Source organism: Halomonas heilongjiangensis, from assembly GCF_002879645.1.
GTDB classification, from domain to species: Bacteria; Pseudomonadota; Gammaproteobacteria; order Pseudomonadales; family Halomonadaceae; genus Halomonas; species Halomonas heilongjiangensis.
The window spans coordinates 19,369-41,071 of record NZ_PNRE01000070.1; the positions used below are offsets into that span (position 1 = coordinate 19,369).

A 21,703-nucleotide genomic window follows, 5' to 3' on the forward strand; every position below is an offset into this window, starting at 1 on the left:
GAGGCTGTTGCGCAGGGAGAGGCCGTGAGCAAGGGAGAGTGTGATGGCAAGCGAAGCGCAGGTGACGCGGGCGGTGCGGGTGTGGCTGGGCTATGCCCTGCCGGAATTGGCCAGTGGTGCCGGCCGGGAGCGTTTTTACCGGCAACTGGGGGAGATTTTTATCCCCGCCACCGTGCAGTTGATGGCCCCGCAGGGCCTGCAGGCCTATGTGCCGTCGGTACTGCCACCCAGTGACCATCCCAGGGTGCCGGATGAAATCGCCCTGGTGTTTTACCCCAGCCGGCAGTGTTACCAGCAGGCCAGCCATGCCAGCGTGGCCGGGCGTGCCTACGGGGCCTTGCACGGCACCGTGTTCAGTTTTCAGGCCCGGCAGGGCCGGCCCGCCAGCCACAGTGATTTCCCCGCGCCCTTCGATGGCCAGCCGGAGCAGACGGGCCCGGTGCAGTTATTCGATTCCGGGGGCAACTGGCAGCAAGGGGCGGTGTTCAGCGAGGTCTGGCTGCGTCGCGAGCAAGGCGTGGCGGCCTTCCGGCAGGGGGTGTGCGAGGCGATGGGAACCCTGCGTGCCCGGCCGCGGCAGGAGCTGCTGGGGGTTTATTTCTATCTGGATGACGACCTGTTGGTGGTCTGGTCCCACTGGCAACGGCAGGGCCAGGCGTTGCAGGCTGACACCATTGGCGACTTGGTGTGGGCCGACAGCGCCACCGCGGTGGCGGTGCCGCCGTCTCCCTTTGCCGATTATGCCGGGCTTCCGGTGGGGCCGGGGCAGGCCTTCAATCTGCAATTTGCGCTGTCACCGGCGGCCAGTGAGGGACGACGCTGATGAGCTTTTCCAACCGGGATTTCATGCTGCTGGATCAGCGCCTGTTCAAGGCCTTCATGGCGGCGGCGCAGACCCAGAGTTTTACCCATGCGGCCACCCGCGCCCACATGACCCAGTCCGGGGTCAGCCAGCATATCGCCAAGCTGGAAGAGCAGATCGGCGTCACCCTGTTCAAGCGTATCGGCAAGAAGGTGGTGCTCACCGATGCCGGTAAAGCCTTGATGCATTACGTGCGCCAGCAGATGCACAGCACCCAGCAGTTCATGGATCGGGTGCACGCCATGGAGACGCGGGTGGCGGGGTTGGTGTCCTATGCCATGCCGCCCAGTTGCCTGATGTCGCCGCATTTCCCCATGCTGCTGGAGCGACGCCGGGCACATCCGGATATCGAGCTGAACATCACCCTCACCTCCACCCAGGAGGTGGTGCGCATGCTGCTGGAAAATCAGATGGATTTTGGTTTCGTCACGGAAAACAACAACCATCCGCTGCTGCGTTACCGGCTGTTCTGTCAGGAAGAGTATGTGCTGGTGTCGAGCGATCCGGCGCCACTGCAGGAACTGACCGACAGCTCCATCCTGGAGCAGCGCTTCATCTGGTATCCCGGCTCCAGTTATTACTATGATCGCTGGCTCAAGCATGTCTTTCCCGAGCGCTGCCATCTCAACACCTATTCGCTGACGTTTGCCGGGGAAATCAATTCCATCAACGGCGCCATCGACATGGTGGCCGGCGGGCTGGGGATGGCGGTGATTCCCAGCCATTGCGTGGCATCCCTGCTCGAGCAGGAGCGGCTGTGCCGCCACCAGGCCAGTCAGCCGCTGCTCAATGATATCCATATCATTACCATCAAGGACCACGAGTACCCGCGCCGGGTGGAGCAGGTGATCGACTGGTTCTTCGACATGGTGGCCGATAAATAACTCAGCCGTACAGTGCCAGCAGTGAGTTGCCGTCACCGCAGGGAACGGCGAGCAGCTGCGAGTATCCCCGCCCGGCCGGCACCTGGGCTTGCTGCTGCCAGCCCTGGCAATCACTGTGGAAACGGTTGACGGTCAGCTGGCCGCTGTCCGCCCGATACCCGGCGAAGCCGGGGCCTTCCTGCAAGGCGAGCGTCGCTGCCGCGCTGGTTTCCTGGGGCAGCGGCAGGCCGGTGCCTACCGGATGGGAACCCTGGGCAGGGTCATCCATATAGTGGTCGATATTGACCGCCTTGTAGGTGGGGTTGTGCTTGAAGAAAAAATTCTCGCCGCCGAGTTGGAAGAAACAGAAATCCTGCCAGCCCTTTGCCCAGTCGCTTTGCCATAGCTGGCTGATGCTCAGCGGGGCCCGGGGTGGCACCTGGATGCCATAGATCCGGCTGGCGCCGGTGTCGGCGTTGTAACCCATGAGCAGGCACCGATCGCGGTAGCCGAAGGCATGCACGGTGGTGAAGCCCGTGGTGGTGTCGCCATAGGTGCGCTGATAGCGGTACAGGTGCTGGAAATCCGTGGCGGTGACCCGGTAGAAATCGAGGATGCCCGCGTCCCGGGTGTAGGCCAGCAAGTGCAGCTGCCCACCCAGCAGGAAGGGGCTGAGGGCCTGGTAGGCCAGGCTCGCGTTGATTTCCGCCCCCGGGGTAAAGCTCAGGGTGTCCGGGGTCAACTCCCATGCGGCCAGACGGCCCTGGGGGCTGCTGACGAACAGCTCGCAGCCGTGACTGGCCAGGGCGCCGGCCTGATCGAGAAAGCCGGCCCCGGTGGGGCTGACCGGGGCCAGCCGATACTCGTTGCGTTGTGGCTCGGGGCTGAGCCGGTACCAACTGGGCTTAGTCATGGTGTGCCTCCAGACGGTCCGCCTCGGCGGCCAGCAGGGCCCAGGTGGCCAGGGCGCCGTTGTAGCTGGTGTACAGCCCCTGCTCCTGATAGATGTAGCCGGCCCAGCTGTCCTGCAGGGAATCCGGAAGCTGGCCATTGATGACCGGGTCGGACACGTTGCGTACGAAACCGTAGGCCACTCGATGCTTTTCGCAGGCCATGCCGACCACGGCGTCGTCCATCTCCACGATGCAGCCGTACTGCTGCAGGCCGTTGGTGGTGGTGCCGAACAGGAAGGTGTCGGTGGTGATGATGGGCTGGCCGGTGACCACCTTGATGCGGCTGTTCGGCGCATCCGGGCTGATGTGGGCGCCGGCGGGGTACTGCGGGCTCACCGGCAGAATGTCCGGGCCGGGGACCTGGATCACGCCTTCCTGGGCCTGGGGCAGGTAATGCTCACCGGGTTGCCAGTGTGATTGCACGGTGCTGTGGTTGAAGGCGGCGTTGGCGAAATTCTTCAGGCAATGAAAGTAGGCCTGGTTGGTAATCAGCGCCGAGCCCAGGGCATCTTCCTCGCGCACGCCGCCGGCGGTGCCGATGGAGAGCACCAGCCGCGGCCGGGCTTCCCGGCAAAGCCGGTCGACCAACTGGATCAGGGGCAGGTCGGTGCCGTCCTGGGCCAGGTGCATACCGGATTTCACCAGCAGCACTCTCAGCTCGCCGATGGTCACCATCCGCACGCTGCCCCACGCCTGGTCATACAGGGAGGGGGCGCCGCCCTGGTAGGTTTTCGACACGTCCACCATGTACTGATGAATCTGGCAGTAATCACGCTGGTATTTTTCCCAGCCCTGGCGCCAGTCGTGACCCTTGGCCTGCTCCGGGGTGAGCGGTTCGCGACGATTGGTGAGCACCTGGTTCATGGCCGCCCACTCGGCGCTGGTCCAGGTGATCACCGCCACATCCGCTTCGGGAAAGGGCGAATTGGCCTGCCAGTCGGCGAGGGGAATCACGCTGGGGATACGATTGGCCGCCACGCCCAGTGTCGGCCAGTCCACTGGCGGCAAGGCGTGCTCGCTGGTGGCGGGCAGGGCGGCCAGGCGTTGGGCGTTGAGCAGGGTGTCCGGTACCGCTGCGGATAACTCCGGCGTGATCATGATGGCATCCTTTTCAATGATTATGGATATACGACAATTCCCTCAAGGCGAGGTGCGCAATCTAGCTGAGGCCACCTTTCATACTAACTGGTTTTTTCATGCTGAAAAGGGACTAACCATTATGGTTGGTAATGGTGATCATCACTGCAGATGATTCATGCTTCATGATGACAACCATCAGCAGTGATAATTTCACGAGTTCATTTTCTTGCTCAACACTGATATCGCCGATTCACGGATCGGTGACCCACGAGGGCATGACAATGCCTCTTAACCCTTATCAGGAGCAAGACAATGAGCGACTTGACAAAAACCCTTTGGGGCCAGTTCATGACCGCCTTCAATGATCAGATGAAGATCGAAGGCGTTCCGCAAATGCTGACCGGGCCGCAGCCCTGGAACTGGGGCGGCAAGAACCCGCCGATCGGTTCCATTCCCTACCAACAGGTGCAGTTCCTCAATATCGTACCGGCCAGTCCGCTGGTGGATCCTAACACCTATGGCATGAAGCTGAATTTCGGACAGCAGTACAAGGCGTTCCTGAACTCCCTGATGGTGACGGACGGAGGAGATGAGGGACAGAGTCTGCAGCAGGCTATCATCAACGCGACGCAGGATCTGGGGAGGGTGCAGGCCAATGTGAATGTGGCCTATCAGAACTTCCAGGAACAGACCGGTAGCACCGAGTCCTTCGCGGACTGGTTGGAAAATGAAGGCATCGCCGTGGCCGCGCAACTTCAGCAGGCGAAAACGGCGTACCAGACTGCCCAGTCGACCTATGATGAGTATATGAAGAAGTTGAAGGGGCCCATCACTGATGCCGTCAAGCAATATAATGACAACCTGTCCACGGTAGTGGGGCAGGCGGGTACGACGCTGAAAGACCAGCCGGTGTTCCAGCTCAGTGAAACCCCGTGGAGCTACATCCAGCGCATCACCAACGACAACTATGGCGGCGACGCCTCTGCTGGTTCAGCCCGCACCTTCACGCTCAGCTCGTCTACCCAGGAATGGTCCGATAGCACCGTCTATGCCGAGGGGGAACTGGGAGGCCTGTTCGACTTCTTCGGCTTCGAGGCCGCTGGTCGGGTGGAGAAGGTCTCCACCGAGCACTTCTCCAGTGAGTACGATATCACCTTCGCCTTCCAGGATGTGTCCGTGGTGAACGTGACCCCGGAAAACTGGTTTGATTCGTCCATGCCGAGCAACTACGTGAATGGTCCCTTCATGCCTGGCCATTCGGGGTTCAAGGATGGCAATGATGTGTACTACTTCGGCAAGGGGGGCAACCTGGCGCGCATCGTTTCGCAAGTGATCGTCGGTTATCGGCCCACCATCACCATCAACGCCGGCTCGGATTTCGCCGAGGAGGTGAAACAGAAAATCAGTGGCGAGGGCGGCTTCTTCATCGGACCGTTCGAGTTCGGTGGCGCCGGAGGCTCCGACTCCGACAAGGGCACCATCAAGGTGGACGGGCAGACCATTACCTGCACCTCCAACAGCAACTGGGGCACCATCGTCGGGCTGGGCACCAACTGGCTAGTGAACCCGCGATAACACCCTTACTACGCTTTGTCCGAGTAGGGAGACAGCCATGTTACAGGTACAACGGCAGGGCCCGATACGCAATGCCTTCGGCAATATGAACCAGAACCAGCACGCTGATGCGGTGGCGGCCATCAACAGCCTGACCGATACCGCGATCTGGCGCGGGGCTGGCACCATCATCAACCAGGGCACCGTGCGTATCGACGTGCAGGGCTACACCGGCGCCGGCGATCTAAACCTGCAGGCCCAGATCAACGGGGTCAGCGGCAACAGTACGGTGGCCGCCATTCTGGTGGCGGCCAGCGTGGCCGAGGCCAATATCCCGGCGCAGCATGTCTATGCCACCCGCAAGCTGAAGAATGCGCTCTTCGAGAGCATGAACGACGGCTATATCTACCGGGTATCCGGCACCCCCGTGTGACCCGGCGCCCGCGGCGCTTGGAAACCCTTGAATGTCACCTCGACCGCCGACCTTGCCCAGAGGCAAGGCCGGCGGTCGCATCGCTTCCACGGCCGAAGGCCCGCATTTCCTCCTTCGCAACCCGAAGAAAGGTTGATTAGGCTGTAGTGGATAAGCCGGTATCAGGCGCAGGCGTCCGTGATGCTGCATGCAACCACTGCCAGGGAAGGCGGCACGAAGCCGATAACGGAGCGCCCCGTCTGATCACGGGCGGTTGGGGTGAAACCATAGACATCGAGGTGAAGCATGAAAGTCAAGCGCATCATGGCCAACACGGCGACCTCAGACCTCGGCAAGGCGGCCGCGTTTTACGGGGATATATTGGGCCTTGAGCTGATCATGGATCACGGTTGGTTTCAAACCTACGGCTCAGATGCCAGGATGACGGTTCAGGTGAGTTTTGGCACCGAGGGTGGCTCAGGGACTTCCGTGCCCGATCTTTCCATCGAAGTCGATGATATCGGAGCTGCAATCGAACGCTTCAAGGAAGCAGGCGTGCCTATCGAGTATGGGCCAGTAAGCGAGCCTTGGGGGGTGCGGCGATTCTACGTCCGCGACCCTTTCGAAAATCTCGTCAATATCTTGCAACACGAGTAAACGGCTGCTCGCTTGGTAATCCCGCACGACTGCCGAGAAGGAGGGGCCATGCACATCGGCGTACTGACGGTGACGCTTTCCCTGCCGGGCTGCCGCTCCCTCAAGGAGAAGCGCCAGCGCATGGGCGGCCTGCACGAGCGCTTCGGGCGCAACCCGGCGGTGGCGGTCTGCGAGAGTGCCGATCATGACCGGCTGGATGCCAGCGAATGGACCTTCGTCGTGGCCGCGACATCGCCCCAGAAGGTGGAATCGCTCTGCAGCCAGATCGAGGACAAGTTGCAGCGCACGGTCGACGGGCGGGTGCTCGAGGTGTCTCGGGAGCTGCTGTAATCCACGGCCCGCGACAAGAATCAGCGCTGCCTAGTAGGCTCGATCCAGGGGGCGGTTGCCGGTAGGCCCGTTGCGGTTGCCGTTGGTCACGCCTAGGGTTCAAGACACGGCGGATCGTGAGGGCACGGATTTGCCGCGCGATTGAAGGGCTCAAGGCGTCCGATCAGGAGTCAAGATGGAATTCTGGCGTTTCGATACCTCCGACCCCACGCTGGGCCCGTTGCTGGAAGGCACCTACGACCCCTTGCTGGTCACGCTTTCCATTGCCATCGCCTGCTTTGCGGGCCTCACGGCATTGATGCTGGCGGACCGCATGGTCGCCTCGCCTTCGCCCACGAGCAAGGCCTGGTGGCATATCGGCGGTGCGGTGGCCATGGGCTGTGGCATATGGGCGATGCACTTCAGTGCCATGCTGGCCTTCTCCGTGGAAGGGCACGAGCACATGGAGTACGCCATGAGCCTGACGGCGCTGTCCCTGGTGCCGGCGATACTGGGCAGTGGTGCGGCCCTGCACTTCATGGCGCATCCGAATCTCAAGGTGCATCAGCTTCTCGTGGGGGCGCTGTTGATGGCCGTCGGCATCGGCAGCATGCACTACACCGGCATGGAAGCCATGCACATGGCAGGCCTGCGCTATCACTTCCCCTTCTTCGTTCTCTCCATCGTGGTGGCCTTTCTGCTGGCCCTGGCGGCGCTCTACCTCCACTTCCGCGTGCGCAGCCTGCCGGCGTTCTCGGAAAGCGGCATGACGCTGGTCGCCGGGGTCTTCATGGGCTTTGCGGTGGCCGGCATGCACTATACGGCGATGGGGGCCTCCCGGTTTTATGAAAGCCCCGTGAGCGCCGCGCATGACTCGCTGCTGTCCCAGGAGAGCATGGCCGCGGCTATCGGCGGCTTCGCCGGCCTGATCCTGGGCCTGAGCCTGCTGGTGACCTGGGTCGATCGGCAGAAGGCGATCCAGCGGATGCTGGAGCATCTCGCCCACACCGACGCCCTGACCGGCCTGCCGAACCGAGCGCATTTCCGGCGCTGCCTCGGGCTGGCGCTGTCCCATAGCCAGCGGCAGGGCACTCGCCTGGCCGTGATGTTCATGGACCTGAACGACTTCAAGACGATCAATGACAGTCTCGGTCATGCCACGGGGGACAGGGTGCTCCAGGAGTTCGCGCGGCGGCTCATCGAGCCCGTTCGTGGAGACGATACGGTCGCACGTTTCGGTGGCGATGAGTTCATCATTCTGATCCGGGACCTGGCCATGCCGGAGGACGCGGTCCAGACCGCGGAGCGATTGCTGCGGGCCATGGACGCGCCGATCGAGTTCGATGACTGGAAGTTGCATGCCCAGGCCAGCATCGGCATCAGTATCTATCCCGATGACAGTGAACAGCCCGACGAGCTCATCCAGCAGGCCGATGCCGCCATGTACCAGGCCAAGCGCCATGACTCTGGCTATCACTTCTTCGACCAGGACATGACCGATCGGGCGATGCTGCGGGTGCGACTGGGAAACGACCTGCGGGATGCCCTGAAACAGGATCAGCTGTTGCTTCACTACCAACCCCAGGTCAACCTGCGAACCGGGAAATGGACAGGGGTGGAAGCCCTGGCACGATGGCAGCATCCCCGGGAAGGCAATATCCCGCCGTCCGTTTTCGTCCCCCTGGCGGAGCGCACCGGCCTGGTATTGGCGCTCGGCGAATGGGCGCTACGGGGTGCCTGCCAGCAGGGGCGGGCCTGGCTGGATGCCGGGCTGGCGTTCGGACACATCGCCGTCAATGTGACGGCTCCCCAACTGGCTCGGCCGGGGTTCGTCACACAGCTTCGCCGTATCCTGGAATCTGCCGACCTGCCTGCCAGATACCTGGAACTGGAGATCACGGAGTCATCCCTGATGCACTCTGACCAGGGCACCATCAAGAGTCTGCATGAGATCCGTCGCATGGGGGTCTCCCTGGCGATCGATGATTTCGGGACGGGCTACTCGTCGCTGAGCTATCTCAAGCACCTGCCCATCAGCAAGCTGAAGATCGATCGCAGCTTCGTGCATGGCATCCTGGACGATCCCCGTGACCAGGCGATCGTCCGGGCGGTGGCCGAGATGGGCGCCAGCCTGGGATTCATCGTGCTCGCCGAGGGGATCGAAACCGAGGAGCAGGGGCAGGCCGTGCTGCAACTGGGTTGCCGCCAGGGGCAGGGGTACTTCTTTGCCCTGCCGGCGGATGCCGAGTCGATTGTCGGTGCGCCGAGCTGGCCCCGGTGGGAAGATGCCAGCGGGTGACATGATGTAAGGATGACATGATGGAAAACAACAACCTTGCCGTGCTGATCGATGCGGACAATGCCCAGCCGGGGATCGTCGATGGCCTGCTGGCGGAGATTGCCAAGTACGGTGTCGCCAACGTGAAGCGAATCTATGGCGACTGGACCGGGCCGCAGCTGAAGGGCTGGAAGGAGACCCTGCTGCGGCACTCGATACAGCCGGTCCAGCAGTTTGGCTACACGACCGGCAAGAATGCCACCGACAGCGCCTTGATCATCGATGCCATGGACCTGCTGTATACGGGGAACTTCACGGGGTTCTGCCTGGTGTCGAGCGACAGCGACTTCACGCGCCTGGCGTCCCGGCTCCGGGAGTCGGGGCTCACGGTCTTCGGCTTCGGCGAGAAGAAGACGCCGCTTCCCTTCGTCGCGGCCTGCGACAAGTTCATCTATACCGAGGTACTGCGCGAAGGCGAGGAGGAGGGGACGGAGACGATCCGGCGCTCCACCAGGGAGCTGAAGTCGGATGCCAAGCTCGTCAACTCCCTGCGCAACGCGGTCGAGTCGTCTTCGGACGACAGCGGCTGGGCGCCGCTCGCCGCGGTCGGCAGCAATATCGTGAAGCAGTTTCCGGATTTCGATTCACGCAATTATGGCTATCGAAAGCTCGGGGAACTGGTGGCGGCAACCGAGCTTTTCGATATCGAGGAGAGGCCCTCGCGGGGCGAGAGCTCGAAGGTCATCTACATTCATGACAAGCGGAAGAAGTGAGGGGCGCTTGGGGCGTGACGCCCCGCGGCCGCTGCAGTACGCTTTGTCTGAAAACTGCCTGCGCTCGACCATACGGCGTTAAAAATTGGCTCAAAGTACTCATTTACACTGTGTAAACTCCGTCTTCTCGCCATTTTTTGCCTTGTCTGGCCATCGCTCGCCGACTTTTCAGACAAAGCTTAGGCTGAAAGCAGGCTCATCACCCGACCGGGGGAATCGCCATGACCGATGCCCGCATCGCCCAGAAGGCGCCCTATGCCGTCGACGTGGTCGCCGGCAAGACCTATGTGTGGTGCGCCTGCGGTCGCAGCGCCACCCAGCCGTTCTGCGACGGGTCCCACAAGGTGACCGAACTGCAGCCGGTGGTCTACAAGGCGCAACGGGACGAGACGCTCTACTTCTGCGGCTGCAAGCAGACCGGCACGCCGCCGCTGTGTAACGGCACCCACAAGACGCTCTAGATACCATCTCTCCTAATCGGCCACAAATGCAGCGTCAGGCTGCTTGTGGCCGATATTCGGTTTGCGTCTTGAGCACCCCATAGGCGATGAGGATCAGCTTCCGCATTGCCGCTTCCAAGGCCGCCATCTTGCTCTTGCCATTGTCGGTCAGCCGCCGGTAGAGCGCCGAGAGAGCAGGGTTACGCCTCAGGCTTTGTGGATGCTCACCCTGATGCCAAGGCCTGCTGGTAGCTAATCAACAAGCCCGGAGAGACACAAGGCCTTGCCCCAGCTTGAGTTGAAGCTGACGCTGAGGATGGGGGCCATGCAGGTGGCCTCCATCGGTATCATCATCGCGGCCATGAAGCTGCTGCTCGTCTAGTCGACCGACCTACGCTCTACCCACCCAGCACGGGGAAATACTTCCCCAGTGGGGCAGGTGTTTCCCCACGCTTCCCATGCCCAGGAGAAACACCATGTCATCCCACGATATGTCTGCCCTGGCCAATCGCTACGGGCTGAAACGTATCTCAATGCTATACGCCGCTCCGAATACAGTACGCTCGGTATCTCTGAGTACCAGTTATACCATCATGTCCCGTCCACTGTGCCACGTCCGATAAAATGCAAGGCAGTGATACTGGGAAGGAAGAAGTACTCACCACCATGCATATCGACGAAACGAGGGATATGACTGCAGAAATAGGGTGATTCATCGGATCCCTTATTCTTCTGGAATAGCATCTTGCCATTGCCTCTACCTAGCTTGTCTACTCCGTGGTTACCGAGTAGTGGGTCCTTCTCGTTAGCAGCCTTGAAGTCGTTACCGTAATTGATCCATTGCTGTTGTACGAATTCGAACTGCCGCGAAATACTCGCACCCAGTGTCATGAAAATGATGCCATGGTTGCCATCGTCGCGAGAACGATCACTAGAGTCACCATAAGGCAATCCTCGTCGCAATAGACGGCGTCGGTTGGTCAAGGCACCAGGGGTCGCGTAGGCTTTCGTGCCATATTCCAATGAACCGCGCGGATTGCAGCGACGGATATGCGCGCCAACAGGACAACGGCTGCCGTCAAGATCCTCATCGTAGTTGAAGGCAGAATATTGGCTGAGCAGAACGCTGTACAATAGCTCGGCCTCTTCGAGCTCTATTGCATCTTTCGCATTGTCCAGCGCTTTTTTGGTTTCTTTCACACTTTTCACGAAGTTATCGGCTTCCTCCTCAGTAGGAAACCGGGTGATCGGTGCACCGTTACGCCAACGGCCTGCGAACTTGGCAGCGATTTCTTCCTCATTAAACTCGGGATGTTTCGTCGACTGATTACTTAGATATGTATCAAAGGAATTTACATTCTGGTGAAGCTTACGATAAACCATGAACGTCCCGTTCTTGGCCAGTAAGGGAGGGGTTGGAGCCTTCGGGGTTTCTTGTGATTCGTCGCGGTAGCCAAGCAGGAATTCCCCCGGCTCTATAGGTGCCCATCCCTCTGGATTGTCCCGTGAGGGTTTTCCACTGCCGATTACAAGATTAGGGTTTTTCCCCGTTCCCTTGAAGAACGGGTTACTAATGCCGTCAGTATAGCCGAAGTGTTCTTTTGGTGTGGGGTCGCCTTGCTCGTTGAAAATGGCGGAGGCCTCCTGATAGGGCAGATCCTCCGCTCCACTTTCGCCGCGATGGCCGCAGAGTTGCTCCATTCCACTTTTCACACCCTCTAGAATCTTCTGGATCTCTTTATAGCGGTTCTCGATAGCAACAGTGCTCTGGCCATTGATGGATACGAGAATCGCTACTTTCTTGTCTGGATGATTCCATACTGGGTCCCAGTTTTCTGGAGCACTTTTACCGTGGTCACCAAGAATGTCGCGCCGCGCGCGCATCCCGTCCGAAAAATCGGTAGGAAAGCTATGTAAGCTGGATTCCGGAAGGCCGAGGCACTTCAACCCGTGATAGGTGAAAGCAATATTAGTCGTAGCTTCTGGCTTTGGGACACCGCCACTGTCATTATCACAGGTTTTCCACGGTGTGGCGGTAGTGATTAGGGGAAGGATGTTGCGTATGAACTTTCGTCCTGCACGCTCATCATGGATGGCAAACAAGATATAGCGGGCAAAGGAGAAGTGCTGGCGACCATAACCCTTCACCACGTTGCCCTGTATGTCATGCAGTTCCAGCGAGACAGTCATGCGTATTCCTCTTTCCGAGCGGCAGTATGGAAACTGTATTGAAGCTGTTGAGTTTCTTGCGTCATGCCCGGTGCCCAAGTGGGGGTCTGCAGGTTGTCTGGCTGGACGATTGCTACAAACTCACGAAACGCTTGTTGAAGCTCGACAGCGCTCTTGCCAAAGTTGTCGAAGGCGAAGCGTGTGAATTCCTGCCTGAGATAGAGTGCCTTTAACTGCTCGTCTAGCGGTCCGCCATCGGAACCGTTGAAAAACAAGCTGTTCGTGACTTGGCACTGCTTGGCGTAGGCAACAAAATCTCCCGCAGTTTTCACCTTATCGAAAGCGATACAATATCCCCATATCCGCTTGACATCCTCCTGAACGGCATTCCACATCCCTCGTAAGTAAGTATCTCGATCACCGTGGAAATTGGTGCAGAAAACAAGATATTTCGATTTCAGGTGTTCTTCGTTCGCAGGAGCTCCTTGATAGAACACGTCATCTAGGACATAGAGTCGACACAGATAGGTATTCGGCACCTTAGCCATAGGGCTATTATCGTGCAATGGCAACGTCTCAAGACAGTCGCGGGTAAGGTTGGAATAAGAATGTGCCGCATCATCTTGCCGAATCGGACAGAGCAATGTCATTCCGTAGGCATTCTTGGATATGTTTCCCATGTGGATATACCTCATTTGCCGAGATGTACGTATAACTCTCGTTCTTGCCATTATTCCTCACGATGAGGAGGCTGCACGATTGCGAAATCTGTGGTGATCAGCGGTACGCCGCTTTTCTACCGCCTCAGCCGACAAGCTGACAATGGGTGTCGGTTCCATCAGGTTGAGATGTTCCTGTACATCATTGAGTAGCTTGTTATATTCCTTCTGGAAGAGTTCGGGAGAATCGAAATTGTTCAGCTCGATAAATTTTTTCAATTTTTTCTTGACAGCTATGGCTGCTTTTATATCGTTGGATGTTGCCAGTGGATAGGCATTGTAGTAATGATTCGTCCATATCTGGTTATGATTGATATAGGAGTGAAATGGCTGCAGCGGTATGGAGTTGGGGTATTTGATGTTTTTGTGCCAAAACAAATCAAGCCCCGCAGGGATTGCCATGTGAAACGAATCCACGTACTGATTCCAGCTACCATTGAAGTTGCTGAAAAAGAACATGTATGTGTATTTTATGGTTTCCTTTGGCTGACTTTCATCAAGGCGGGGGAACTGGCGCGGACTGACGAGGGCCCAGCGAGCGTAGTGAATCAGTGAAAGAGTAGTGAGCCCCTTGAGGTGCGAGCTGAAAAAGGGTAGTCCTCCTGCCCAGAAAATGAGACGGTTGATCCACGCCCTGTACCATTTTATGGGGGTGACTACATTCATGGCGTAGGCTTTACCAGCGATATTGGACATGATTAAATCTTCCCTGTCGAATGTAATTTTTAGGCTGGAAGAAAACAGTCCAAGGAGCTACATCGCACCGTTCTCTTCTCGTTCTAGACTCTTTCACTTTGGCATTGCAGCGATGAACAACGGAATATGAAACCGATTGACGTAGTAGCTGAAGCAGATTTGTATCCCTGGGTGCAGTTTGAAGATGCGCAATAATACTGATGGCAGGACACGCTTATCCTCAAGCCTTGAGGGAGATAGAGCACCACATTTCATGTCATATCACCAATATCCTATTTAATTGTAATTTTACTTAACAATCCCTGCTTGAGAATAAATTTGTGAATATTGTATATCAAGAATTAGCACATGCTGTTCAATACGGCAAACACGTTTTCCTGAGTAGAGTTGATTTCTTACAAGCCGGGAGGGCTTGTAGCGCGAGTTGTCGGCGATCTCCTACATGACGACGAGGCGATGCCCTACATAATGATGAGATAATGACCTACATTTATCGACGCGGGCGCAGCCGCTAGCGTGCACGAGTCTGGTTTCAGCATAGGCTGTTACCGTGGCTTTGTGTCGCCATGGTATTTCGTTTAGCGCATCCCCGCCTTCGCAATCGATTCGTGCTTTAGATACCATCTCTCGATAGGTTGTTCATCCGGAGCCTACCCGGAAAATCGGAGGTGCCAACCACGCTGGCGCCATACCCGAGAGAGTGGTGTGTCATGAGCGATCGACTATATACGGCGAGCTGTCTCTGCGGCGGAGTGCGGATCGACCTGTCGGCCGAGCCCGGCGCCATCGATATCTGCCACTGCTCGATGTGTCGCAAGGCACAGGGCAGTGCCTTCGCCAGCAATGCGCCCGTGGATGCGCGCGCGGTATCTCTCGTGTCGGGCTCGGAGCTGCTTGCCAGCTACGCGTCCTCGCCTGGGCACGAGCGCGTCTTCTGCCGAAAGTGCGGATCACCGTTGTTCAGCAGGAACGCCAGACACCCGGGAGTCCTGCGTATTCGCATGGGAATCGTCAACGAACCCGTCGGGGCCAGGCCGCATGCGCACTATCACGTCGAGAGCAAGGCGAACTGGTGGGATATCAACGACGATCTGCCCCGGCGCTACGCCCCCAACGACGACATCCCCCCCGGCACCGAGTAACATTCCACCCAGGATCAGGCGGGTGAGAGGTGGAGGTGGAGCGACAGCAGGGGTTTGTGCTGACCCGGCACTGGCGGGAGTCGGCGGCCGGCACCGAGGTCACGTTCTGGCTGGCCACCGATGACGGCCCCCGACATGTCCGCCTGCCGGTGCAGCCCTCGGTGGCCTTCGTGCCCGCCGAACAGCGCGAGCAGGCCGAGGCGCTGTTGCGCGGCGAGCGTGACGTCGAGCTGCGCCCGCTTGACCTGCGCGACTTTCACCATCGCCCCGTGCTCGGCCTCTATTGCCGCCAGCATCGCCAGTTGATGCACCTCGACAAGCGGCTGCGCCAGGCGGGCGTCGAGGTCTACGAGGCCGATGTCCGCCCGCCGGAGCGTTACCTGATGGAGCGCTTCATCACCGCGCCGGTGTGGGTCGCGGGCGGCGCGGAGGCCAATGGCACGCTGGCCGATGCCCAGCTGAAGCCCGCGCCGGATTATCGCCCCCGGCTCGGGCTGGCCTCGCTGGATATCGAGACCGACGCCCGCGGCGCGCTCTACTCCATCGCGCTCGAGGGCTGCGGCGAGCGCCAGGTCTATATGCTGGGGCCCGCCAACGGGCAGGGCGGCGAGGCCGATGTCGCCCGGGACTTCCCGCTCGACTACTGCGACAGCCATGAGGCGCTGCTGGAGAGCCTCAACGGCTGGATCGCCCGGCACGATCCGGATGCCATCATCGGCTGGAACCTGGTGCAGTTCGATCTGCGGATCCTACAGCGGCACGCCGAGCGCCTCGGCGTGCCGCTGTTGCTTGGGCGCGGCGGCGAGCCCCTGGGGTGGCGTGCCCACGGCAGCAATGCCAACCACTTCTTCGCCTCGGCCCCGGGGCGGCTGATCATCGACGGCATCGAGGCGTTGCGCCAGGCGACCTGGAGCTTTGCGTCGTTCAGCCTGGAGAACGTCGCCCAGACGCTGCTCGGCGAGGGCAAGGCCATCGACAACCCCTATCAGCGCATGGACGCCATCGACCGCATGTTCGCCGAGGACAAGCCGGCGCTCGCCCGCTACAACCTCAAGGACTGCGAGCTGGTCACGCGGATCTTCGCGAAGACCGAGCTGATCGACTTCCTGCTCGAGCGCGCCACCGTCACCGGGCTGCCTGTCGACCGCATGGGCGGCTCGGTGGCGGCCTTCTCCCATCTCTACCTGCCGCGCATGCACCGGCTCGGCTTCGTCGCGCCCAACCTCGTGCAGCGCCACGGCGAGCGGCCGGGGGAGGAGAGCCCGGGCGGCTTCGTGATGGACTCGCGGCCCGGCCTCTACGACTCGGTGCTGGTGCTCGACTTCAAGAGCCTGTACCCGTCGATCATCCGCACCTTCCTGATCGACCCGGTGGGGCTGGTGGAGGGCCTGCGCCAGCCCGACGACGCGGTGCTCGGCTTCAAGGGGGCGCGCTTCTCGCGCACCCGCCATGCGCTGCCCGATATCGTGGCCCGGGTGTGGCAGGGCCGCGAGGCCGCCAAGCGCGAACGCAACGCGCCGCTCGCCCAGGCGCTGAAGATCATCATGAACGCCTTCTACGGCGTACTGGGCTCCCGGGGTTGCCGCTTCTTCGATCCGCGGCTCGCCTCGTCGATCACCCTGCGCGGCCACGAGATCATGCGCCGCACGCGGGAGCTGATCGAGGCCGAGGGTTATACCGTTATCTACGGTGACACCGACTCCACCTTCGTCTGGCTTGGCCGTGCCCACGATGAGGCGCAGGCCCGCGCCATCGGCCTGCGCCTGGCGGCACGGGTCAACGCCTGGTGGGCCGAGCACCTGAACGAGGCCTTCGGCCTGGAAAGCGCCCTGGAGCTGCAGTTCGAGACCCACTACCGGCGCTTCCTGATGCCCACCATCCGCGGCGCGGAGGAGGGCAGCAAGAAGCGTTACGCCGGGCTGGTGCGCGAGGCGGACGGCGGCGAGCGGGTGGTCTTCAAGGGGCTGGAGACGGTGCGCGCCGACTGGTCGCCGCTGGCCAAGGTTTTCCAGCAGGAGCTCTACCGGCGCATCTTCACCGGCGAGCCGCACCGCGAGTTCGTACGCGACTACGTGCGCCGCACCCTCGCGGGCGAGTTCGACGACCGCCTGATCTACCGCAAGCGGCTGCGGCGGCGGCTCGACGACTACCGGCGCAACGTGCCGCCCCATGTGCGCGCGGCGCGCCTCGCCGACGACTACAACGACCAACTGGGCCGGCCGCGGCAGTACCAGGGCGGCGGCTGGATCAGCTACGTGATCACGGTGGCGGGGCCGGAGCCGCTGGAGACGCGCCGCTCGGCCATCGACTACCACCACTACCTCACCCGCCAGCTGCAGCCGGTGGCCGACGCCATCCTGCCGTTCGTGGGCGATGATTTCACGGCGCTGATCGACCGCCAACTGGGGCTGTTCTAGCTATTTAACGAATCGGCTGCGCGCGCCGGCTATTCGCCTAGCAGGAAGCGGTGGATGCGGGCCATCCGCTGATGATGGGCCTCGTGGCGATCCATGAACGGATGGTCATACGCCTCGCCGTGGATCACCGTCGCGCCGCGCCGTTCGGCCTCGAGGCGCAGGTCGCGGGTCATGTCGTCATCGAGTACCGAGTCCCGCTGGCCGGTGATCACCAGCAGGCGGCTGGCGTCATCGGGGAGGTGTTCGAGCGGGTCGATGCGGCGTGGGCAGCCGTAAGGAGAGAAGCGGCTGGGGCTGGAGTCGATCACCGCGCGCTCGTAGGCGCCGCCTCGGCCGATCACGTTCATCAGCACGGCGCCGCCCAGCGAGGTGCCGTACAGCAGGCCATGGGGATACCGGGCATTCATGGCGTCGACGATCTCCCGGTAATCCTCGATGATGGCATTGATGCGTCGCCGCCCCTCCGAGTCGCCATAGCCGCGATAGTCGAACACATAGCTGTCGTAGCCGGCGGCGGCGAAGTCGGCCAGGTGCCGGATCATCATGTCGGCGACCATGGCATTGCCCATGGCCATCAGCAGATAGCCGCGCGGCTCGCCCTCTACGCTCAGGTTGCCATGGGCGGCATAACGATAGCCGGCCAGGCGCTTGCCGTCGCCGGTGACGAAGGTCGTGGCTTCCACGTGCTCGAGTCCGGCCACGCGGGTGGGGTCGGGAGAGGGCGCCACGCGACTCCATTGCCAGAAGAAGAAACGCTCCTGGACGGGACCGCACACCGTCGTCTCTCGTGCGACGGCCGGGGAGTGGCCCGCCAGGGCCGTGATCACGATCACCAGTAGCATCCTCAGCATCGTTACACGATCCACTCGCTTGCGATGCCTACAGTATGGCAGCGTGCACACGGCCTTCAGTCCCGGGTGACGGTCCATATGGTCACGGCATGGGGATCTCGTTGACCCGCTTCGGGCAGTGGTAGCCGCGCTGCACGGCGGGGCGGTGGGCGATCTCGAGGTACCAGCGCTTGACGTTGGGGTAGTCGTTCAGGTCGATGCGCTGCCACTCGAAGCGCGAGATCCAGGGCCAGGTGGCCATGTCGGCGATCGTGTAGTCGCCGGCCAGGAAGGCGCGATCGGCCAGGCGGGTGTCGAGCACCCGGTAGAGGCGCTCGGCCTCGGTGTGGAAGCGCTGCTCGGCATAGGGCGCCTTGCCGGGGTGGAACTTCAGGAAGTGGTGGACCTGGCCGAGCATCGGGCCCACGCCGCCCATCTGCCACATCAGCCACTCCAGGGTACGGTAGCGGCCCTCGGCGTCCTCGGGCAGGAAGCGGCCGGTCTTCTCGGCCAGGTAGACCATGATCGCCCCGGACTCCATCAGCGTCATGCCGGTGTCGTTGTCGCGAATCGCCGGGATCTTGTTGTTGGGGCTGACGACGCGGAAGGCCTCGGCGAACTGCTCGCGGTTGGTGATATCCACGGCGTGGGTGCGGTAGGGCAGCCCGAGTTCCTCGAGCATGATGGAGACCTTGCGGCCGTTGGGAGTGGTCCAGGTCCAGAGATCGATCATGGCGGCGCTGTCCTCGGCGGGTACTCGAGCGGATACCGGCAGGGTCTCATATCCCTGCCGGCGTTTTCATCTTGGCCGCCGCCGTCGGCACAGGAAGTGTCGACCTTGGGTTTCCTCAGACGACTATCCGGTAGTCACGACCATCCGTGAGTGACACTGGCCCTGACGAAGGAGATGCGGCATGCCAACAATCCAGAAGATCACCCCATGCTTGTGGTTTGACGACCAAGCCGAAGAGGCGGCGGAGTTTTATACCGGTATCTTCAAGAATTCCAGGATCACGAACATTTCCCGCTATGGAGAAGCGGGACAGGAGATTCATGGCAGGCCACCGGGAACCGTGATGGTCGCGGCCTTCGAGCTCGAAGGGCAGGCGTTTACCGCTCTCAATGGCGGGCCGGTATTCCAGTTCAATGAGGCGATCTCACTACAGATCGATTGCGAGTCCCAGCAGGAGGTGGACCACTTCTGGGAGAAACTTTCCGAAGGCGGTGACCCGAATGCCCAGCAGTGCGGCTGGCTCAAGGACAAGTATGGCCTTTCATGGCAGGTGATTCCCAGGGTGCTGATCGAAATGCTCGGCGATCCCGATCATGAGAAATCGCAAAGGGTGTTTCAGGCCATGCTGGGCATGAAGAAAATCGACATCGCCGAGCTCGAGCGTGCCTATGCTGGCTGAGCGGTAGTCGAGGCTTCTGTCTTCCGCACACAGCAGACCCATCATGTTTTCAGCCCGCAGCGCCACTGAACGGCGCCGCGGGCTGTTTCATCAAGGTCGTCGTCTCTAACGCCTCGGCACCACGCCCGAGCCGCTTCGAGAGCGGCGGCTCAGTGATCCAGCTGCTCCTTCACGAGGCGGCCGATCTCGGCGATGGCGGCATTGCGATCGTCGAAGGAGGCCTCGCTCTCCGTGAGGTAGACGCTGACGATCGCCGGTTCCCTGTCGGGCGGCCAGATCACCGCGACGTCGTTGTTCGTGCCGTGGCCGCCACCACCGGTCTTGTCGCCGATGCGCCAGTTCCGGGGCAGGCCCGCCCGCAGTTTGGCGTCGCCGGTCGTGTTGGCCACCAGCCAGGCCGCGAGCTGGTCGCGCGAGGACGGGGAGAGGCGCTCCTCGAAGAGCAGCGCATGCAGGCTGTCGGCCATGGCAACCGGGGTGGTGGTGTCGCGAGGGTCACCGGGCGTGGCCTCGTTGAGCTCGGTTTCCCAGCGGTCGAGCCGGGTCGTGGTATCGCCCAGGGAACGCATGAACTCGGTGAGCCCGCCCGGGCCACCCAGGGTCTCCAGGATGAGATTGCCGGCGGTGTTGTCGCTGGTGGTGATGGTGGCCTCGCAGAGTTCGGCCAGCGTCATGCCGTCGCCGCCGACCCGATGCTCGGTGACCGGGGAGTAGGTCACGACATCGCCCGCGGCGAAGCGGATGCGGCGGTCGAGGGCCTCCTCCCCGGTGTCGACCCGCGCGAGCACGGCGCCGCAGGCCAGTGTCTTGAAGGTGCTGCTCATGGGGAAGCGCTCGTTCCCGCGATGCTCCCAGCGATGCCCGGTCTGCGTATCGAGCACGGCGACGCCGATGCGCGCGCCGAGCCGTTCCTCGATCTCGATCACCTTGTCGGTCAGCCCTGCGTCGGTGCCGGGCACCGCCAGGGCGGTGCCCTGCTGCGCCATCAGGCTTCCGGCGAGCAGCGTGCCGAACCATACCCCGAATCCACGTCGTGTCATTATCCGTTTCACGTTGGCCTCCCAGCCAGTCAGTGGGCGATTGCCTGTCCATGCCGGTGGTGCATTGCGCGCCGCACGGGCCCACCAGGCGGCACGATGCAAAGGTGGGCTGCTACATCGCTCATGCCCGGCATGAGCTCATGGAAACGTACCATGACCCTGCCGCAGTGCGCCTGATCTCGGGAGAATATGGCGATGGGAGCGGGGCAGGAGCATGAATTGAATCGGGGTATCCATGGCTGAGCGTGGCGGCTGTCGATGCCGCGCCGAGAGATTCGACTACCCTGTAACGCATACCACACCAAGAGGCGCGACGATCATGAAGATGGTAAGCCCCTATCTCAACTTCGCCGGGAATACCGAAGAGGCGTTCGGCTTCTACCGCTCGGTGTTCGGCGGCGAATTCCCCATGGTGCTCCGCTACCGGGATTTCGGCGACAACGCCATGGGGGCGCCGGAACACGAGCTCGACAAGATCGCCCACATGGCCCTGCCCCTCGGCCGGGACACCATGCTGATGGGGACCGATGTCCTGGAGAGCCAGGCCGCGTCGCTGAACATGGGCAACAACTTCTACATCAGCCTGGAAGCGGAGAGCGGTGCGGAAGCCACGCAACTGTTCGAGGCGCTCGCCGCCGGCGGCCAGGTCGAGATGCCCCTGCAGCAAACCGAGTGGGCCGAGCAGTTCGGCATCTGCAAGGACAAGTTCGGCGTCCAGTGGATGGTGGGCTATACCGGCAGCGTGGAGTTCTCCATGGACTCTCCATGAAGAAGGGGGGGGGGTGATAAGGCCATCGGACATTCGTGGCTGAGGTTTTTGTAAGACATTGCCGATATTTCGTATCGGAGATTTGCGCCACTCGTCAGGGGCGTCTTGTGCATTCGATGGAGCCCTGTACCCTGCGTTGATCAATGCCATGAATGGCTCACCTGTCAGGGAATGACGTATGGCCAACGCAACCGGACTGCAGTTCACCCTGGCGCTCGCCGGGGCCGACGACCTCGACCTGGCGGTGGTCGACTTCACGCTGACCGAAACCCTCTCGGTGCCCTTCGCGCTGGTCGTCAACCTCGCCAGCCGCGACGGCGACCTCTCG

21 protein-coding genes are annotated in these 21,703 nt (G+C 61.2%); 13 read left to right on the forward strand and 8 right to left on the reverse strand.

What is annotated here, in order from left to right:
• Nucleotides 1-43: 43 nt before the first annotated feature.
• Nucleotides 44-823, forward strand: a complete 780-nt coding sequence (locus C1H66_RS15800; RefSeq protein ID WP_102628844.1) for a hypothetical protein — start codon at nt 44-46, stop codon at nt 821-823.
• Entirely contained in the window at nt 823-1,746 is a 924-nt protein-coding gene (locus C1H66_RS15805; protein ID WP_102628845.1) for a LysR family transcriptional regulator, read from the forward strand. Before C1H66_RS15800 ends, C1H66_RS15805 begins: the two co-directional genes overlap by 1 nt.
• A 1-nt stretch (nt 1,747) precedes the next feature.
• On the opposite strand, the gene C1H66_RS15810 is transcribed toward C1H66_RS15805, so the two are convergent.
• Together C1H66_RS15810 and C1H66_RS15815 are read right to left on the reverse strand one after the other, a co-directional pair.
• Complete coding sequence (locus tag C1H66_RS15810) at nt 1,748-2,638, reverse strand: hypothetical protein (protein WP_102628846.1); 891 nt, start codon at nt 2,636-2,638, stop codon at nt 1,748-1,750.
• Entirely contained in the window at nt 2,631-3,776 is a 1,146-nt protein-coding gene (locus tag C1H66_RS15815) for a phosphorylase family protein (protein ID WP_102628847.1), read from the reverse strand. Before C1H66_RS15815 ends, C1H66_RS15810 begins: the two co-directional genes overlap by 8 nt.
• Before the next feature lie 294 nt (nt 3,777-4,070).
• Here C1H66_RS15815 and C1H66_RS15820 point away from each other — a divergent pair, with 294 nt between their 5' ends.
• From C1H66_RS15820 to C1H66_RS15850, 7 genes are all read left to right on the forward strand, one after another.
• Nucleotides 4,071-5,333, forward strand: a complete 1,263-nt coding sequence (locus C1H66_RS15820; protein WP_110286033.1) for a hypothetical protein — start codon at nt 4,071-4,073, stop codon at nt 5,331-5,333.
• Between the two features lie 37 nt (nt 5,334-5,370).
• Nucleotides 5,371-5,745 (forward strand): hypothetical protein, encoded by a 375-nt coding sequence (locus tag C1H66_RS15825; protein WP_102628849.1) that lies wholly within the window; start codon nt 5,371-5,373, stop codon nt 5,743-5,745.
• A 285-nt stretch (nt 5,746-6,030) separates the two neighbouring features.
• Nucleotides 6,031-6,381, forward strand: coding sequence for a VOC family protein (locus C1H66_RS15830; RefSeq protein WP_102628850.1), 351 nt, complete (start codon nt 6,031-6,033; stop codon nt 6,379-6,381).
• Between the two features lie 48 nt (nt 6,382-6,429).
• Nucleotides 6,430-6,711: a DUF503 domain-containing protein gene (locus tag C1H66_RS15835; RefSeq protein WP_102628851.1), complete on the forward strand. Its 282-nt coding sequence runs from the start codon at nt 6,430-6,432 to the stop codon at nt 6,709-6,711.
• A gap of 175 nt (nt 6,712-6,886) precedes the next feature.
• Nucleotides 6,887-8,989, forward strand: coding sequence for a putative bifunctional diguanylate cyclase/phosphodiesterase (locus tag C1H66_RS15840; RefSeq protein WP_102628852.1), 2,103 nt, complete (start codon nt 6,887-6,889; stop codon nt 8,987-8,989).
• A 41-nt stretch (nt 8,990-9,030) separates the two neighbouring features.
• Nucleotides 9,031-9,741: an NYN domain-containing protein gene (locus C1H66_RS15845; RefSeq protein WP_240618362.1), complete on the forward strand. Its 711-nt coding sequence runs from the start codon at nt 9,031-9,033 to the stop codon at nt 9,739-9,741.
• Nucleotides 9,742-9,962: 221 nt separating this feature from the next.
• Nucleotides 9,963-10,202 (forward strand): CDGSH iron-sulfur domain-containing protein, encoded by a 240-nt coding sequence (locus tag C1H66_RS15850; protein WP_102628854.1) that lies wholly within the window; start codon nt 9,963-9,965, stop codon nt 10,200-10,202.
• Between the two features lie 570 nt (nt 10,203-10,772).
• On the opposite strand, the gene C1H66_RS15860 is transcribed toward C1H66_RS15850, so the two are convergent.
• The 3 genes from C1H66_RS15860 to C1H66_RS15870 are packed head-to-tail and all read right to left on the reverse strand — an operon-like array spanning nt 10,773 to nt 13,765.
• Nucleotides 10,773-12,371 (reverse strand): Dyp-type peroxidase, encoded by a 1,599-nt coding sequence (locus tag C1H66_RS15860; RefSeq protein ID WP_102628855.1) that lies wholly within the window; start codon nt 12,369-12,371, stop codon nt 10,773-10,775.
• Nucleotides 12,368-13,030 (reverse strand): hypothetical protein, encoded by a 663-nt coding sequence (locus tag C1H66_RS22665; protein ID WP_146010740.1) that lies wholly within the window; start codon nt 13,028-13,030, stop codon nt 12,368-12,370. Before C1H66_RS22665 ends, C1H66_RS15860 begins: the two co-directional genes overlap by 4 nt.
• Before the next feature lie 57 nt (nt 13,031-13,087).
• Complete coding sequence (locus tag C1H66_RS15870) at nt 13,088-13,765, reverse strand: hypothetical protein (protein ID WP_102628857.1); 678 nt, start codon at nt 13,763-13,765, stop codon at nt 13,088-13,090.
• A gap of 710 nt (nt 13,766-14,475) precedes the next feature.
• Between C1H66_RS15870 and C1H66_RS15875 the strand changes: the two genes are divergently transcribed.
• Both C1H66_RS15875 and C1H66_RS15880 read left to right on the forward strand, forming a co-directional pair.
• On the forward strand, nt 14,476-14,907 hold the full coding sequence (locus C1H66_RS15875) for a GFA family protein (protein WP_102628858.1): 432 nt from the start codon (nt 14,476-14,478) through the stop codon (nt 14,905-14,907).
• Between the two features lie 35 nt (nt 14,908-14,942).
• Nucleotides 14,943-17,324 (forward strand): DNA polymerase II, encoded by a 2,382-nt coding sequence (locus C1H66_RS15880; RefSeq protein ID WP_102628865.1) that lies wholly within the window; start codon nt 14,943-14,945, stop codon nt 17,322-17,324.
• A 29-nt stretch (nt 17,325-17,353) separates the two neighbouring features.
• On the opposite strand, the gene C1H66_RS15885 is transcribed toward C1H66_RS15880, so the two are convergent.
• Together C1H66_RS15885 and C1H66_RS15890 are read right to left on the reverse strand one after the other, a co-directional pair.
• Complete coding sequence (locus C1H66_RS15885) at nt 17,354-18,175, reverse strand: alpha/beta hydrolase (protein WP_170064169.1); 822 nt, start codon at nt 18,173-18,175, stop codon at nt 17,354-17,356.
• Nucleotides 18,176-18,257: 82 nt separating this feature from the next.
• Complete coding sequence (locus C1H66_RS15890) at nt 18,258-18,887, reverse strand: glutathione S-transferase family protein (protein ID WP_102628860.1); 630 nt, start codon at nt 18,885-18,887, stop codon at nt 18,258-18,260.
• A 181-nt stretch (nt 18,888-19,068) separates the two neighbouring features.
• On the opposite strand from C1H66_RS15890, the gene C1H66_RS15895 reads away from it, so the two are divergent.
• Nucleotides 19,069-19,566 carry a VOC family protein gene (locus C1H66_RS15895; RefSeq protein ID WP_102628861.1) on the forward strand — a complete coding sequence of 166 codons (498 nt, stop codon included), beginning with the start codon at nt 19,069-19,071 and terminating at the stop codon, nt 19,564-19,566.
• A 149-nt stretch (nt 19,567-19,715) separates the two neighbouring features.
• On the opposite strand, the gene bla is transcribed toward C1H66_RS15895, so the two are convergent.
• Nucleotides 19,716-20,552, reverse strand: a complete 837-nt coding sequence (gene bla / locus C1H66_RS15900; protein WP_102628862.1) for a class A beta-lactamase — start codon at nt 20,550-20,552, stop codon at nt 19,716-19,718.
• Between the two features lie 373 nt (nt 20,553-20,925).
• Here bla and C1H66_RS15905 point away from each other — a divergent pair, with 373 nt between their 5' ends.
• Nucleotides 20,926-21,375, forward strand: coding sequence for a VOC family protein (locus tag C1H66_RS15905; protein WP_102628863.1), 450 nt, complete (start codon nt 20,926-20,928; stop codon nt 21,373-21,375).
• Nucleotides 21,376-21,703 lie beyond the last annotated feature (328 nt).

Excerpts from the sequence above, each read along its gene's own strand:
- C1H66_RS15800 (WP_102628844.1), top strand. The coding sequence starts at position 44 with ATGGCAAGCGAAGCGCAGGTGACGCGGGCGGTGCGGGTGTGGCTGGGC.
- C1H66_RS15860 (WP_102628855.1), bottom strand. The coding sequence starts at position 12,371 with ATGACTGTCTCGCTGGAACTGCATGACATACAGGGCAACGTGGTGAAG.
- C1H66_RS15890 (WP_102628860.1), bottom strand. The coding sequence starts at position 18,887 with ATGATCGATCTCTGGACCTGGACCACTCCCAACGGCCGCAAGGTCTCC.
- C1H66_RS15815 (WP_102628847.1), bottom strand. The coding sequence starts at position 3,776 with ATGATCACGCCGGAGTTATCCGCAGCGGTACCGGACACCCTGCTCAAC.
- C1H66_RS15905 (WP_102628863.1), top strand. The coding sequence starts at position 20,926 with ATGAAGATGGTAAGCCCCTATCTCAACTTCGCCGGGAATACCGAAGAG.
- C1H66_RS15870 (WP_102628857.1), bottom strand. The coding sequence starts at position 13,765 with ATGTCCAATATCGCTGGTAAAGCCTACGCCATGAATGTAGTCACCCCC.
- C1H66_RS15835 (WP_102628851.1), top strand. The coding sequence starts at position 6,430 with ATGCACATCGGCGTACTGACGGTGACGCTTTCCCTGCCGGGCTGCCGC.
- C1H66_RS15895 (WP_102628861.1), top strand. The coding sequence starts at position 19,069 with ATGCCAACAATCCAGAAGATCACCCCATGCTTGTGGTTTGACGACCAA.
- C1H66_RS15850 (WP_102628854.1), top strand. The coding sequence starts at position 9,963 with ATGACCGATGCCCGCATCGCCCAGAAGGCGCCCTATGCCGTCGACGTG.
- bla (WP_102628862.1), bottom strand. The coding sequence starts at position 20,552 with ATGGCGCAGCAGGGCACCGCCCTGGCGGTGCCCGGCACCGACGCAGGG.
- C1H66_RS15885 (WP_170064169.1), bottom strand. The coding sequence starts at position 18,175 with ATGCTGAGGATGCTACTGGTGATCGTGATCACGGCCCTGGCGGGCCAC.
- C1H66_RS15825 (WP_102628849.1), top strand. The coding sequence starts at position 5,371 with ATGTTACAGGTACAACGGCAGGGCCCGATACGCAATGCCTTCGGCAAT.
- C1H66_RS15820 (WP_110286033.1), top strand. The coding sequence starts at position 4,071 with ATGAGCGACTTGACAAAAACCCTTTGGGGCCAGTTCATGACCGCCTTC.
- C1H66_RS15875 (WP_102628858.1), top strand. The coding sequence starts at position 14,476 with ATGAGCGATCGACTATATACGGCGAGCTGTCTCTGCGGCGGAGTGCGG.
- C1H66_RS15830 (WP_102628850.1), top strand. The coding sequence starts at position 6,031 with ATGAAAGTCAAGCGCATCATGGCCAACACGGCGACCTCAGACCTCGGC.
- C1H66_RS15805 (WP_102628845.1), top strand. The coding sequence starts at position 823 with ATGAGCTTTTCCAACCGGGATTTCATGCTGCTGGATCAGCGCCTGTTC.
- C1H66_RS15840 (WP_102628852.1), top strand. The coding sequence starts at position 6,887 with ATGGAATTCTGGCGTTTCGATACCTCCGACCCCACGCTGGGCCCGTTG.
- C1H66_RS22665 (WP_146010740.1), bottom strand. The coding sequence starts at position 13,030 with ATGGGAAACATATCCAAGAATGCCTACGGAATGACATTGCTCTGTCCG.
- C1H66_RS15810 (WP_102628846.1), bottom strand. The coding sequence starts at position 2,638 with ATGACTAAGCCCAGTTGGTACCGGCTCAGCCCCGAGCCACAACGCAAC.